At 45.5% G+C, this 13,071-nt stretch carries 9 protein-coding genes; all 9 read right to left on the bottom strand.

Going from position 1 to position 13,071, the window contains the following annotated elements; translation table 11 throughout:
- Nucleotides 1–741: 741 nt before the first annotated feature.
- Nucleotides 742–1,749 carry a galactose/methyl galactoside ABC transporter permease MglC gene (gene mglC / locus MHH60_RS32785; RefSeq protein ID WP_076127586.1) on the bottom strand — a complete coding sequence of 336 codons (1,008 nt, stop codon included), beginning with the start codon at nucleotides 1,747–1,749 and terminating at the stop codon, nucleotides 742–744.
- Nucleotides 1,750–1,842: 93 nt separating this feature from the next.
- Nucleotides 1,843–3,354, bottom strand: coding sequence for a sugar ABC transporter ATP-binding protein (locus MHH60_RS32780; RefSeq protein WP_076101437.1), 1,512 nt, complete (start codon nucleotides 3,352–3,354; stop codon nucleotides 1,843–1,845).
- A gap of 146 nt (nucleotides 3,355–3,500) precedes the next feature.
- Nucleotides 3,501–4,571, bottom strand: a complete 1,071-nt coding sequence (locus MHH60_RS32775) for a galactose ABC transporter substrate-binding protein (RefSeq protein ID WP_143766677.1) — start codon at nucleotides 4,569–4,571, stop codon at nucleotides 3,501–3,503.
- Between the two features lie 198 nt (nucleotides 4,572–4,769).
- The gene (locus MHH60_RS32770; protein WP_076134650.1) at nucleotides 4,770–5,792 is read right to left on the bottom strand and encodes a substrate-binding domain-containing protein; all 1,023 of its coding nucleotides are present in this window, start codon (nucleotides 5,790–5,792) and stop codon (nucleotides 4,770–4,772) included.
- Nucleotides 5,789–7,618: a sensor histidine kinase gene (locus MHH60_RS32765; RefSeq protein ID WP_080742537.1), complete on the bottom strand. Its 1,830-nt coding sequence runs from the start codon at nucleotides 7,616–7,618 to the stop codon at nucleotides 5,789–5,791. Before MHH60_RS32765 ends, MHH60_RS32770 begins: the two co-directional genes overlap by 4 nt.
- A 2-nt stretch (nucleotides 7,619–7,620) precedes the next feature.
- Nucleotides 7,621–9,273, bottom strand: coding sequence for a response regulator (locus MHH60_RS32760; protein ID WP_076134651.1), 1,653 nt, complete (start codon nucleotides 9,271–9,273; stop codon nucleotides 7,621–7,623).
- A 196-nt stretch (nucleotides 9,274–9,469) separates the two neighbouring features.
- Complete coding sequence (locus tag MHH60_RS32755; RefSeq protein WP_232061416.1) at nucleotides 9,470–9,934, bottom strand: GNAT family N-acetyltransferase; 465 nt, start codon at nucleotides 9,932–9,934, stop codon at nucleotides 9,470–9,472.
- Nucleotides 9,924–11,114 (bottom strand): formate-dependent phosphoribosylglycinamide formyltransferase, encoded by a 1,191-nt coding sequence (gene purT, locus MHH60_RS32750; RefSeq protein ID WP_076134652.1) that lies wholly within the window; start codon nucleotides 11,112–11,114, stop codon nucleotides 9,924–9,926. Before purT ends, MHH60_RS32755 begins: the two co-directional genes overlap by 11 nt.
- A gap of 149 nt (nucleotides 11,115–11,263) precedes the next feature.
- Nucleotides 11,264–13,071 (bottom strand): dynamin family protein (locus tag MHH60_RS32745; RefSeq protein WP_341161217.1); only part of this gene is annotated, 1,808 nt, incomplete at its 5' end.

The following is a 13,071-nucleotide window of genomic DNA, read 5'->3' as shown; positions in this document are numbered from 1 at the left end:
TGTTGATGTTGATGTTGATGTTGATGTTGATGTTGATGTTGATGTTGATATTGATGTTGATGTTAGAGTTGCTGGAGCTGTTTAGTCATGGTGGCATTTTGGCGGGTATTTTTAGTGGTGTGTTTGTTTCATGTTGGTAATAGCCATTGGTGATCTGTGTGTTAGTGTTGTTGACGCTATTTGGTCGTGGTGGCATTTTAGTGGGTAGTTTTGGTGTTGAGTAGTTGGTAGTACTGTAGTTAGTGGTGCTTTAGTTAGCAGCGCTGTAGTTAGCAGTGCTGGATAGTGGCATTATTGGTGTAGTTGATTTATTGGTGTAGTTGATTTATTGGTGTAGTTGATTTATTGGTGTAGTTGATATTATTACTGTACTTGCTGCTGGTCCCAATGGTACTAGTGGGAGCGGAAGTGGTTTAACCCCTAACTAATTAAACTAGTTTTTGTGGGTAATTTTCGTGCTCGTGCGTAGTTTTTCTATGCGAGGAGCAAGGGGGCGACGTTAAGTACTTGTGAATTGGTACTTGTGAATTGGTACTTTTAAATTGCATCTTATGAATGGTACTTATGAATTGGCACTTGTGAATTTGTACTTTAAACTGGTTCATATGAATTGCATATTATAAACTGTTTCTTATAAACTGTTTCTTATAAATTGCTTAGTATCAGCAAGCGAAATGGACAAACCAAAAAGCGTTTGCCATAAATAGCAAACGCTATAATCACCACACATCCCCCACACAACTACTTCTTCGAAGAATACTTCCGCATATCAAACGCGACCGCGGCGATGATGATTAAACCTTTGATAATCAACTGATAGTAAGGGCTGATGCCGATGAAGGTCAGGCCATAGTTGATTAAGGTAAAGATAATAACACCGACCAGAACACCTGGCACTGTTCCGATACCACCGGTTGTGGACACCCCGCCTACGACGCAAGCAGCAATCGCATCAAGCTCATACATGTTACCATAGTTATTGGTTGCGCCACCTGTTCTGGCAGCCTCCAGTACACCCGCCAGACCATAAAGGGCACCAGCAATGGCATAGATGTAGATCAAGTTCTTGGAAACATCGATGCCAGATACCTTAGCTGCCTGCATGTTACCGCCGATAGCGTACATGTTCTTGCCCAGCTTGGTTTTATTGAACACCACCCATACGATGGCGGCGACACCCAAGGCTATCAGCACGATATACGGGATTGAATATTGCCCCTTGCCGATAAACCCGGAACCGATTGTAGTGAAATCTGGACGCAGACCGCCAATCGGCTGTGATTGGTTGGGGTCCATGTCAAAGTACAAGGAATTCAAGCCGTAGACGATAACCATCGTACCCAGTGTTGCGATAAACGGCGGGACGTTCAGCTTGGAGACGACAATACCATTGACGAGTCCGCAGAGAAGACCAGCGATGATAGCTATAAGGATCGGAAGCCACACTTGCACCTGTGGCAGATCAGGAAAAAACCGCCGGGAATAATCCGGAATTTGCAGCATCGAAGCAGAAATTACCGCCGTGAAACCAACCACACGTCCAGCAGACAAGTCCGTCCCAGCTGTGATAAGGATGAAGGCAACACCAAGCGCGATGATAATCCGTGTTGACGACTGAATTAGAATGTCCCGTAAAGTATTTACAGAAATAAAGGCCGGCTCATATAAGGCAATACCCATAATTAGAATTACCAAGACAATATAAATGGCATTTTGAGTAATAAAAGATTGGGCTCTTTTAGCGTTCATTAGTAGTGTTCCTCCTTAAAGTTACGCGAAGAGTACTTCTCTTCGTAAACCAAATCTAGTTTCGCCCAGCAAAACTATCATTGAAATCCTATCCTAATGCTGTGCAGCGAGCCGCATAACTTCGGTTTCCGTAGCTTGCTCGCCTTCTAGTATTCCGGTAAGCCTACCCTCCGACATGACCATTACACGATCAGACATTCCGAGCAGCTCCGGCATCTCAGAGGAGATCATAATGATGCTTTTCCCTTGCTGTGCCAAGTCGGCAATAATCGAATAAATCTCGAATTTAGCTCCTACGTCGATACCGCGAGTCGGCTCGTCCAGAAGCAGGATTTCGGGCTCGGTTAGAAGCCATCTGGCGAGCAGCACTTTTTGCTGATTCCCACCAGAAAGATTCATGATCAGCGTTTTGGTTGTTGGAGTTTTGGTCCGTAATTTTTCAATCATTTTATCGACTTCTTCTTTTTTCTTTTTTCCATCTAGTAGAAGTAGTAGTTTCTGGTATCGATGCAGGTTAGCGATTGCGCCATTCTCATGAACAGACAAGACTGGAAAAATACCGGTGACACGCCGTTCCTCCGTAAGCAATGCCATTCCGTGTTTCTTAGCATCCTTGGGAGATTGAATATGAATGCGCTTACCATCGATAGAAATCGTCCCCGATTTAATAGCCCTCAGGCCAAATAATGCTTCAATAACCTCTGTTCTCTGAGCGCCTACCAGACCACCAATCCCTAAAACCTCACCTCGTCTTAATTCAAAAGAAACATCTTTAAACGATCTTTCTTCAGGGGAGGTTAACCCTTCCACCTTCATATATACTTCGCCAGGCACGTTAAAGCGTTCTGGGAATCGATTGGTCAAGTCGCGGCCGACCATTTTGGAAATGATAAGGTCTGTAGTCAATTCCGCCGCTGGCCAGGTTCCGATTTTTTTACCGTCCCGCATAATGGTAACTTCGTCAGAAATCTCGAGAATCTCTTCCATTTTGTGGGATATATAAATAATAGCTACGCCTCTACTCCTAAGATCCCGTATGATCCGAAATAAATGCTCCACCTCCACACTGGTCAGGGAGGAAGTAGGTTCATCCATTACAATAACTCGGGAGTGAAAAGAGACAGCCTTCGCAATTTCAATGGATTGGATTTTGGATACAGACAATTTACCCACTAATGTCTCGGGATTCAGATCGATATCCAGATCTTTAAACAAATTCTCCGTGTCAGTGTACATTTTCTTATGGTCAATAAACTGAAAAGGTCCAATCCCTTTGGTTGGGAAACGTCCTAACCAGATATTCTCCATCACACTTCGGAACGGCACGGGATGCAGCTCTTGGTGAATCATTGAGATCCCATTTTTCAAAGCGTCATTTGAGCTTCCGATAGAGGTCTTTTCACCCTCCAAAAAAATCTCACCGGCATCCGGTGAATAAATACCAAAGAGACATTTCATTAAAGTGGACTTACCCGCACCATTCTCGCCCATAAGGGCATGCACCGAACCTGGTCTGACCTTTAAACTAACTGCATCCAGCGCTTTGACGCCGGGGAATTCTTTCGTAATGTCGTTCATTTCTAGCAAAAACTCAGCTTTTTCCATGTTGTTACGCCCCCTACGCTTTTTTCTTTTTTCATGAGAGGCACAGCGGTTTCATCCTGTTCCCTGCCTGAAAGAAATCCGAGGAGCGAATATCCGCTCCCCGTTGCTGCTATATGATCATGAATTCCATCTAGATTAGAGCGTTATTATTTGGCGTCATCGATATTGTCTTTGGTGATCTTTTTATAGGAAATCCACACGTATTGGTTGTCTGTGATATCAAAGCCTACGTTATCTTTTGTAGGTGTTTCTCCTTTAGCAAGCAGAGCAGCAACTGTGATTGCAGCTTTACCTTGGTTGTTCGCATCATTCAGCACGGTACCAAGCATCGTTCCATCTTGTAGTGCTTGAATCGCAGGAGCAGTAGCATCTACACCTACTACCGGCATAAATTTATCACCCGTGAAGTAACCTGAAGCTTTCAAAGCTTCGATTGCACCGAGAGCCATATCGTCGTTGTTCGCAAGTACAGCTTCAATTTTGTCGCCATGGGAGCCAAGGAAGGCTGCCATTTTTTCTTGCCCTTTTACGCGGTCCCACATCGCAGTATCTTCAGCCAGCTTTTCTACCTTGATGCCGGCATCTTCAATTGCTTGGATGGAGTACGTAGTACGAAGTTCAGCGTCTTGGTGCCCCGGTTCACCTTTCAGCATTACGTATTGGAGGACGCCGTCGCCGTTTTTATCCGCTTCATGATGTGCCTTCCAGTAGTCCACGATCAGTTGACCGGACATAGTTCCGGATTCTTCCGCTTTAGCACCTACATAATAAACCTTATCCCATTTCTTCATATCTTCTGGCAGCGGCTCGCGGTTCAGGAAGACCACCGGAATATTTGCCGTTTTTGCTTTTTCGATAATAACGCCAGCCGCAGTACGGTCAACTGGATTGATCAGCATGCCTTTATATTTTTTGGTGATGAACAAGTCAACTTTGTCATTTTGTGTGGGTTGAGAATTTTGGCTATCTACGATATCTACAGTAGCAATGCCTTTGGCAGCGGTGTCTATTGCGTTACGAACACCTGTCATGAAGGTATCGTCAAATTTGTAAATGGCTACCCCTACTTTTGGCGATTCAGTGGAAGAGCCCGCATTTTCAGTTTTTGGAGCGTTGGTAGCTTTACCACTGTCTGCATTATTGTTGCTATTGCCACAGCCTGCCAGGGCGGCACCCAGTATTGCGCTTGCTAAAAGAACGGAAGTGATTTTTTTCATTATTCATTGACCTCCTGTTTATACTTCTTTTTTTTGGTTTAACCCTGAATTCTCTCGGGCACATCCATATTATGCCTTAGGTGAAAACGGTTTCGAATATAAAATCCTACTCACTTTTATAAAAATTCTACTGAACCCAAAAAACGAATACCTCCCATTTTAAGGATGGCATTCGTCTTTTCAAAAATAAACCGTCCACTATCTGACGAAGGGAAATAACAATTTCTGATTCTCGGGCCACAGCATATTGTCCAAATCAATGAGTTTAGTGCCCGTATCGACACGATCAGGAACATCCATTCCTTCGATTACCTCAACGGCATGTTTTACGGCTAAATACCCGTTACTAAAAGGATTTTGGATTACGGTCGCTTGAACCGTACCCTCCTGCAGCAACTCCATCATTGACGGGGAGCTGTCGAACGCTACCATTTTAATATTATGCAGCCCTCGGCTCTGGATAGCTTTTGCCGCCCCTTGTGAAGCTGTCTCATTCAAGCTGGCGATCCCGCGAAGATTTGGATGTTTCAGCAGCATTAACCGTGTCAGCTCTTCAGCATCACTAATACTCGAAGTGGTATACGAAATCTCTACTACCTGTATGTTCGGATATCGGGCAGCGTAATTTAAAAATCCCTTTTCCCGTTCCTCTGCATCTCTTGCACCATATTCAATGCCGTTTGAAGACTCCTGCTCCGCCCCCAAAGATGAATTTGTGAAGTTAATGATGCCGACCTCCCCGTATCCATTTAGCAGTTGAATGAGTCTTTCTGCAGACTTTTGTCCCGCTTCATAGCCGTTTGAACCCACATAGGCTCTTACTCTGGCCGAACCGACTTCTGCATCCACAGACAATACAGGAATCTTGGAATATGCCGCCCGATCAACCACTTGTGCAAGTCCCATGTAGCTGCTGGCAGCTAAAATAATAACGTCCGCTTTTTCTTTAATGGAGTCCTCAACCATTCTGACCTGTTCCGCAATATCACTCTCCGCATTCGGAGCTTTGAACGTTAGTTTCACATTAAATTCCTGTGCCGCGGCTTCTGCACCCAATCTAACTGTATTCCAATAGTCGCCTTTGTTCATTTTCACAATAAGATGAATATTGCGGGTTTTGTTCGTGTTGATATAATTAGGTGCCGAATTAAAACACGACGTGATCGTGGTCCATAACACCACACATACCAGCAGGGTTAGCCAAAAACGAACGATTTTCATACCGATGTCTCATCCTCCTCATGTCCAGGATTGCCCTCGCCTGCTGCGAGTGCCGGGAAGATAAGAGTAACCGTAGTGCCTTCTTCAATTTCACTTTCAAAAGAAAGACCATAATCACGCCCATAATACAGCTCAATACGCTCGTTAACATTTCTAACACCTACCCCGGAGCCATGCATACTCTTACTGCCGCCAGTTAAAAGAACCTTCATAGTCTCCTCTGACATACCCAGTCCATTATCACGAATGCGGATGATGACAAGATCATCCTTTAGCTCCGCTTGGATCGAAATAAAACCTTCATCAGGCATCATTTCAATCCCGTGATACAGGGCATTCTCCACAATAGGTTGTAAAATTAACTTAATAGTCTGACACTGCAGCACTTCATCCTGAGCCTCGATCTCGTAGCGGAACTTATTTTTGAACCGAAAGCTCTGAATCACAAGGTAATGACGAACATGATCAAGCTCTTCCTGTACGGTAATCATATTATTCCCTTTACTAAGGCTAATCCGGAAGAACTTCGATAAGGACTGAATCATCGTGACTACCTCCTCAGTCTTGCCGCGTTCAGCGAGCCGGATCACAGAATTTAAGGTATTGTACAGAAAGTGCGGATTGATCTGGGATTGCAGCACTTCAAGCTCACCTTTACGTTTGGTTTCCTGTTCATAAATAATCTGATCCATCAGTTGGCGGATACGTTGCAGCATAAGATTAAACCGTTTGGACAGTTGTTCCACCTCATACGCGCCGCTGACATCTATTCGGGTGTTGAGGTCCCCTTCGCCCACCTGCTGAAGCGTCCGTTCCAGCTTGCGGATAGGGCGGGCAATACGTGCAGACAAAAAGACAGATACAATAATTACACATAAAATGACTACCGCTAAAAACCAGGATAAAAAAGTGTTTAGATCACGTTTGGTAGTTACAATCTCATCATAATAAGCCACACCCACGATCTTCCAGCCTGTCTGTTCCAGTGTTCTTACGGTGATAAACCGTTTTTCGCCCGTAGACTCATCCAAATAGCTACGAAAAGCATATTCCAGTACTGGCTCCACATTCTCATATTTTAAGCCAGCATAAATCAGCTGCTGCTGGGGATGGTACACAATATTTCCCAGCTGATCGAGGATGTAAGCGTATCCTCTTTTGCCAAGCTTAACCTGCTTGCTCAGCTCATCAATGGTTCGAAAGTTAAAATCCATCAGCAGAATGCCGGTTTTTAAGACTCCGTTCTCCTTATATTGAATTAATTTGCTGATAGACACGACCCAGATATATTGACCTTTGAACAAATTCTGAATATGAGGTGCGGAATAAGAGAGCTCTGATGTTCTTTGCGCCGTCGTAAACCAGCTCTGAGTCTCCAGCTGTGTGTTGCTGCGCAGCTTCTGACCGGGTGTACCCACAACATATTTCCCCTGTGGTGTAAAAACAGCCGCCGAGACCAGATCCTCTCTGCTCCCCATTAACATAGCCATTCTTTCCGTCAATAAAGCGGAATCCACGGAAGGGCTATTCGTAATCTGCTCCTCCGCTGTCTCAAAAATATTGCGCATTCCTTTAACATAAAGACCCAGATTGTAATTCACTTGCTCAATGATCTGCTGCATATTCATATTGGCATTCTCTTCTGCGGTCTTGGCAAACTTGTTGTACAGCATAAGGCTGACAACGACAGCTACCAGCACGGCAACAGATGTAAAAGTGAGTGTAATCGTAACTTGAATGCTTCGGAGCTTGGAGGACAACCGACGTTTTCCGCCTTTGGGATGCTGCGGTCTTAGATGAAAGGAATAAGGTTTATCCTTCAGCATCTTTACCCTCCTCTGGAGCTGTTTTTATACTCTTTAGGAGATTGGCCATATTTTTTGCGGAAACAAAAGCTGAAATAGTTAGGATCGGCAAAACCTATTTTTTCTGCGATTTCAAAAGCTTTCAGCTCCGTGGACCGCAAAAGTTCCTTGGCTGCTTCTAACCTAATTTGCAAAAGATAACTAACGAACGTCATTTTCATTTCCTTCTTAAAAATACTGCTAAAATAACCGGTACTTATATGTAAATGCTGACAAACCTTGCCGATGGAAATATCAGATTCAACATAGTGGCTGCGTATATATTCTTTAGCTTCATCAATAAGCAGCTTATAGGAAGATTGACGTTCTAATGCAATCGTATCCATTAAACCGCTACAGACTGCAATAATCCATTGCTTGGCTTCGGCCATACTATTAAATTTATTGATGGCAGTTAGCGACGAAATGCCAGAACCAATATACTTTGCAGCCTCACTTCCGGATTCTTTAGCCACTCGCAGGATAGATGTAATAATCTCCAGCAAAAAAATCTGATAATCCTGTGTAGACACCTGCTCTGCGTCAAGACCGGCAAATAACTCCTCAACAACCTCTTTGAGTTCTTGCACCGTACCTAGTTTAATCGTCCGGATTAAGGATTGCTGGGTTAGTTCATCATAGGTTAGCAGAGTGCTGGAACGTGACTCAACGTCCTCAATCCAGATCACCCGGTTATTGCCGAGAATAAGCCGATAATCTAGTGCCTGCAAGGCATCCCCAAAAGAATTAAATAACAAAGCAGGCGATGAACAGACCGTTCCGGAGCCTGCCGTTACCGTCAGCTTCAAAAACCGCTGTACATTCTGGCGGATTTCTTCAAGAAGCTCAAAAGTCTTTCCAGTGATATCAGTTTCTTCCCCTTCTTCATGGATGGTGAGCAATACGACCTCATCACGATGAATAAACACCCTTCCAAAACCATGCTTCGAACATATTTCTTCAGCAATATTCAGCACAGCGAATAGCTGTAAATTCTTTTCACCAGTGTCTCGTAAAGAAATTTGCCGGCCTGCTGCACCCCCAGCCGATTCCCGCTCAGGACGAATATAATCCACACTAATTACCGAAGCCTGAAACCACCGTCCCGTTAATTTTATGCCATATTCAGAGCTCTTCTCAGCAATTTCATCCGTACGCAGTCTACGCGAAATAAGGGACGATAAAAATTGCTCCCTTAACACAGGCAGACTTTTCCGGTAATGCTCACTGAGTACAAATACATTTTCCTTTTCTGCAATTTCAGCCTCAATAGTTACTCTAACCTTAAGCAGTACATCAATTAATTCCTGCGAAGAGAACGGTTTCAAAATATACTCGTCAATTTGCAATTTTATCGCCTTCTGAGCATATTCAAATTCATCATACCCAGTCAAAATGATAATCTTAGTGTTAGGATGATGACTACGAATCCATTCAGCCAGCTGAAGTCCATTCATAAAAGGCATTTGGATATCGGTAACTACCACATCCGGCAGCAAACGGTCTATGGCATCCGCAGCTTCCCGTCCATTCTCCGCCTGCTCAACAATCTCAAATCCGTAACGCTCCCAGTCAATCTGCCCGATAACGCCTTCCCTAACGTCTTCTTCATCTTCAGCAAGAACTAGCTTATACATGTCTCATCCCTCTTTGGAAACGTTTTAGATGTCATAAATTTTATTGTATATGATTCAAACCAATCCATCTATGGTTAAGTTATTTAAATAGTTTTAGGTATTAATATATTAAATACATATAAAAAAAGAGTTCCAGAGCAAAAAAAAACCATCCCGCCGTAGCTGGGATGGGGATGATCGGTAACCTATATAAGTATTATAGCAACGCTTTGTTAAAGCGATAGCCTGCTGTCTTTTCGAAACCGATATGACGATAAAAAGCATGTGCCGGTGCGCGTTCTACGCGGTTGCCACTTCTAAGGAAAAGCTGACAGCAACCTTGCTCACGTGCCCATTCTTCTGCTGCGGCCACAAGTCTTTTACCGAGTCCGTTTCCTCTGAGTTCTTCTGATACGATAAGTGCAGTAATCTCAGTGATACAATCTGTCTGTTTGTAATACGAGCTTACCTGTCTAAGGCCGATCATACCCACAACTTCATTGTTCAGCTCTGCTACAAGTGTGCATTGGAGATTGCTGTTCTCCATGCTTTCCAGTCTCTCTTTCATCACGCTTAGCGTTGTTGGATAGCCGAATTCCCGCAGAAGCGCTGTAACTCTCTCCAGATCATTCAAGCCGCATTTGCGAATTTCCAGTACAGGTGCCATGGTACTACTGTTCATCCTCATATACCTCCACTTTTAGCATAGACGCCGCCTGCTTGGCTATCGTCCGCGCGATTTCCACATCTTCCGCCGCACTTAACGCTACTGCCATCCGCCGGCCAGGACGAACTTCCGGTTTACCAAATACGCGAACCTGAGTCCTAGGCAGTTCCAAAGCTTCTCCAATTCCGGTCACAGCAAAGGCTCGTCCTTCTCCATCAGCCTTCAGCGTAGCTGAGGCCCCAGGTGTCAGCAATTGTACTGACTGGACAGGAAAACCAAGAATAGCTCTGACATGCACTGCAAATTGAGATAAATCCTGCGTCGCCATCGTGACCATCCCCGTATCATGGGGTCTAGGTGACACTTCACTGAACAATACGCCTCGATCTGTCAAAAAAAGTTCCACTCCAAAAATACCGAAACCTCCGAGCTGATCCGTTACAGCTTTTGCTATAGATTGCGCTTCTTCAAGCTGCTCTGGCTTCATAAAGTGAGGCTGCCAGGATTCCACGTAATCTCCATCCTTCTGAATATGTCCAATAGGTGGACAAAATACCGTTCCAGACACAGAACGCACCGTCAAAAGAGTAATCTCGCTCTCAAAAGTAACAAAAGCCTCCACGATAACTCGTGTTCCTTTAGCTCTTGCTCCATCCAAAGCAGTGTTCCAGCAGTTTTCTGCATCCTCAGGGCTTTTGCATACGCTCTGACCCTTGCCAGAAGAACTCATAATCGGCTTAATGACACAAGGAGTGCCTAGCTCGGCTATAGCTTGTTGCAGTTCTTCCAGACTATCCGCAAAACGGTAATCAGCGGTTGGCAGTCTGAGTTCTTCAGCCGCAAGACGGCGAATCCCTTCTCTGTCCATGGTCAGCCGAGCCGCCCGCGCCGTCGGAACAACGAAAAAGCCTTCTTCTTCAAGCTCTTGAAGAGCGTGAGTGGCGATTGCCTCAATCTCCGGAACAATGACATCCGGTTTCTCAGAACGAATCAGCGCTTTCAGCACCTCTGCATCCAGCATATCAATTACATAGGAACGATGAGCTACACCCATCGCCGGTGCATCGGTATAACGGTCTACAGCTACGGTCTCTACGCCAAGGCGTTGAGCTTCAATTATGACTTCCTTACCCAGTTCCCCGCTGCCCAGCAGCAACAGCTTGCGGCTTTGAGCTGAAAAAGGAGCTCCCCACATTGTCGATTCCAACCTCTTTCGGCAAATTGACTGTCTCGTTTTTATGAATTTCAGAAAACGTAACAGTTTCATTGTATATTTTCAGGCTTCTTTATTTTCATCCATCATACGCCAGATTGCAAGTGTTCTTCGACATTTTCCTACAAACTTCACAGAACTTTGTCGACTTTATCAACGAAAGTTTGTTCTAGACGTGATAATTGGTGGCTTATTTGGCCCCAATGATCTGCTGTCTCACCCCCTTTAAGGAGATCTAACATCGCTTTCTCTTGCTCCGCAAGCCCTTCTTGCAGGCTTTCGGCAGCAGATTTTAATTCTCTGCTGATATTCTCGACGTAATGAGCAATTAATTTCTCCTTCTGCACTGCCGCTGCAAGATTAACCGCTTCTTTCAAAAGCGGCTCTGCCGCAACTTTGACCAAATCCCGCCCAGTTCCCTCAAAGAAATAACGCGGGGATTTGAAATGGCCCCATAAAGCGGACCAGTGCACAGGCTGAAGCTGGCATTCCAGATCCTTAGGAGATGACCAAGCGTGCTCCTCATTCTCCATAAGATGAAAGTCCTCCGTGGAAAAGAGTAGCTCTGTAGCTGCCGCTTCAGCAGCTTCATGAACAAGCCTGCGTCCCGTGCTCTCTAGCCGCAACGTTGTTGCCCATAGCTCTTGCTCAAGCTCGCGCTGAGTAGTACGCATTAGTTCTGCACCACAGGCAGAGAAAATGGCTTTTAAATTCCCTGCATCCTCACGCAGTAAGGAGGGATGAAAAGACTCCTGGAAATTTCTGTTGAAGGAGAAGCTAATCCGCTGGCACACATGATAGATCAGTTCTTCACTTTCATGAATAAGATCTCTGCTAGGACGTTCCTCAGTCTCCAAAAGAGACAACCGCTTCATGGCGAACTGCCGCCGTTCCTGCAGTTCTTTTAACCCGGCTTCACGCTCGCCCGCCGCCTTGGAAGCCAGATTCTGCCATTCCTCAGCCCGGCGCCGAACCGATGCGATACTCTCAGCAGCTGCGTTAAGTGAAAGCTGTGGAAGCTCATCACCAGCAAAGCGGGATAATGCTTGCTCAAATTCATTGAAGCGGGAGGTTTCATAAAGATCGTGATTATGTTGAGTTTTAGCTTCTAGAGCAAGCAAGCTGGACAAAGCATAGATTCTCGGAGAACGCAAACCTCCGGCACGCAGATTTTGAACGACATGCGCTTTAACCTCATCTAGTTCTTCTTCGCTTGAAGCGAGATCAGAAGCATTGATAATAAAGAACATTTTATCGAGAGCAAAGCTGTCTTTAATGCGGCCCAGCTGGGCCAAGAGGCCGCGATCCGCCTTCGAAAAGGCGTGGTTATAATAGGTCACAAAACAGATCGCATCCGCATTTTTCATGTAACTAAAGGTTACGCCAGTGTGGCGTGCATGCAGTGAATCTGCTCCTGGTGTATCTACGAGCACAATCCCGCTCTCCGTCAAAGGACAGGCATAATACAGGTCAATCCCTTGCACGAAGCAAGCCCGGGTCTCTTCCGCAACTAGGTTTCGATATTCATCCAAATCAACCGTCCGCACCGTTCCTAGCAGCGGCTCCGCTTCAGCCCAACCGGATGCTGCGGCTCTTAGAAATCCTGCATGCGGCAGCGCAGAGGGGTGGATTCCCCGTGTTGGCAGGCTCGCAAGAACTGCTGTCCACGTATCCTGTTGCGGCTCTCCAAGCTGCAGCACGCTGAAGGAATGGCAGATGTCATCCCAGAAATCCGCCATGCTCTTCATCGTTACAACCGCGCTGGCATGGCGGAAGTCTCCTTCCGGCGCCAATATGCGGTTAACTGCGGCCGTGGCAGGGTGTGGCGACACGGGCAGCACTTCTTCGCCGAGCAAAGCGTTGGCGAAGGAAGATTTGCCTGCGCTGAACGCACCGAACAGCGCAAGGGTAAAGCGGCCGCCGGCGAGATCCTCCGCCC

The sequence above is a fragment of the Paenibacillus sp. FSL H7-0716 genome (assembly GCF_038002705.1).
Taxonomy (GTDB): Bacteria; Bacillota; Bacilli; order Paenibacillales; family Paenibacillaceae; genus Paenibacillus_AQ; species Paenibacillus_AQ odorifer.
The sequence above is the reverse complement of the archived record's forward strand: the minus strand, read 5'-3'. Positions and strand labels throughout refer to the sequence as shown.